Origin of the sequence: Nocardia carnea (assembly GCF_029869215.1) — a bacterium.
In the GTDB taxonomy this organism is placed as follows: domain Bacteria; phylum Actinomycetota; class Actinomycetes; order Mycobacteriales; family Mycobacteriaceae; genus Nocardia; species Nocardia carnea_B.
Map to the genome: position 1 here is coordinate 1 of NZ_JARWPM010000010.1, position 2201 is coordinate 2201.

At 69.8% G+C, this 2201-nt stretch carries 2 protein-coding genes; one reads left to right on the forward strand and one right to left on the reverse strand.

All coding sequences use genetic code 11. From position 1 onward, the window contains the following. Positions 1-437: 437 nt before the first annotated feature. Complete coding sequence (locus tag QH276_RS00160; RefSeq protein ID WP_280402197.1) at positions 438-1337, forward strand: cutinase family protein; 900 nt, start codon at positions 438-440, stop codon at positions 1335-1337. On the opposite strand, the gene QH276_RS00165 is transcribed toward QH276_RS00160, so the two are convergent. After that, entirely contained in the window at positions 1338-1952 is a 615-nt protein-coding gene (locus QH276_RS00165; RefSeq protein WP_280402198.1) for a histidine phosphatase family protein, read from the reverse strand. Positions 1953-2201: the final 249 nt, after the last annotated feature.

Sequence of the window (2201 nt, forward strand, 5' to 3'; positions counted from 1 at the left end):
GCGCCTAGCGGCTCACCGCTGGGCGACCGCCGGCGGCGGGGTGGGTGGCGGGGGGGCGGGTTCGCCATACAGGTAATTTTACACCCCGGGGGGCGCCCCCCCGCCCCCGGCGCTGGCCCCCCCCCTCACCGCCCGGCCCCCCCCCCCCCCCGCCCCCCTCCCCCCCCCCCCCCCCCCCCCCCCCCCCCCCGCGTTTCCACCGGGCGGCCCGGTCATCGTGGTGTTTCGGTGATCTCGAGGTATCCGGCTGGCGGCCGGTGTGGCGTGGCTCTATTGTTATCTCCGGTGTGTCCCGGCGCCTGATCGTGACCCGATCGTGTACTAGTGATGCGTAGCTGTTGTTCACCTGTTACACATCGGGCGAATGGGCCCGGTTCGGCATCTCGCGACGGCGGAAACGGGAGTGTCCCAACAGGGGCCAGGGTGACTGGAGCAGTATGCAGTTCAAGAGGGTTGCCGCAGCGCTGGGCGCATGTGCGGCGGTCGCGTCGGGGTTGGTTTTCGGTGGGTCGGTCGCCTCGGCGGCGCCCGGATGCCCCAGCCTGTACGTGGTGGCGATCCCCGGTACATGGGAAACCGGGCACGACAAAACCCCCACGGCGGGCATGCTGGCCGATGTGACCGACGGGCTACCGCGCTCCGCGAAGGTCGACTACGTCACCTACGCGGCCACCGCGTTCCCCTGGGAAGGCGACGTCTACGGCCGGTCGATGAACGAGGCCGTATCCAACGCACGCGGGTTGATCACCGATATGACGACTCGCTGCGGGGACACCAAGGTCGCGCTGGTCGGCTACAGCCAGGGTGCGCACGCCGCGGGTGATCTCGCGGCCGAAATCGGCACCGGCCTCGGCCCGATCCGGCCGGAACGGATCTCGGGCGTCGGCCTCATCTCCGACCCGCGCCGCGCCGCCGCCGATATCCAGATCGGCCCGCACGCACCCGGTGCCGGTGCCGCCGGCCCGCGCATCGGCGGATTCGGCTGGCTCAGCGATCGCACCCGCACCGTCTGTATTCCCACCGACCTGTATTGCGCCACCGCGCAGGACGATTTCGTCACCCGCTTCGCGGGTTTCCTCGCGCAGAGCTCCGACGCCAACCCGGCCAACCTCTGGCGTTATCAGCTCGAGGCGGCGGCGATCGTCAACGACCTGATGAAATACGGCGGCGTTCCCACCCTGCAGGCGCAACTCTCCGAGAACGCCAACCAGCAGCGGTTCAAGGAACTCGAGGCGTTCTACCGTTCCGAATCACACCATGCCTACGGCAGTTACCGCGTGGGCGGCGGCCAGACCGCACTGACCTGGATGCACAACTGGATCGCTGATATGGCCTGATCAGCTGCTCGCGATATTGCGCGGCAGCAGTTCCCAGACGTGGCCGTTCTCGTTCACCGTCGCCGCGCTGCGGCGGCCGGTGCGCGAGAACAGGATCCGCGTGATCGAGCAGTAATCGATCGGGAAGGTCAGCGGGCGGGCCAGGCCCAGAATGTCCTGCAGGGTGATGTTGATGACGCCGCCGTGCGCGAAGATCACCACGGTATCGGCCGCGGCGGTGGTGGCGGCGATATCGGTGATCGCGTCGCGGACGCGATGCCGGAACGCCTCGGCATCGATCTGCAGCGGCAGATGGCCTTCCTTGATCCGGTCGTAGGCGTCCCGGAATTCCAGTTTGGCGTCCTCGATCGGGATATAAGACGGTAGTTCCCGGTCGTATTCGGCCAGTCCGTCGACGATCTCGATATCCAGGCCGAGTTTCGCGGCCGTCGGCCCCGCGGTCTCCCGGGCCCGGCGCTGCGGGCTACTGATCACCCGGGCGATCCGGTGGTGATCCAGCGCGGCGGGCACCCGTTCGGCCTGTTCCACGCCGATCGGCGCCAGGCCCGGATCGGCGGCTTCGCCCGCATTGTCGACGCGTTGCGGCTGGCCATGTCGAACAAGTATCAACTGCACGGGGTCCACTCTGCCGTATCGCCGCTCCAGGCGGCCAACCGAGCGGCCGCTGTGAGCTGCCGAGACAGCGACAAGCCCGGTGGTCCTCCGCCGCCGAGCGGAACGGCTGCCGTGACAGCGGGGGAGAATGCGGCGCGACCGAGGCGAGTGGCGGCCGGGCGGCGGTGGCGGGCAGACCGTTGAACCACGGGAAAGGCGCCGGGGGCCCCGCGGGGGCCGGGGGCGGGGGGGGGGGGGGGGGGGGGGGGG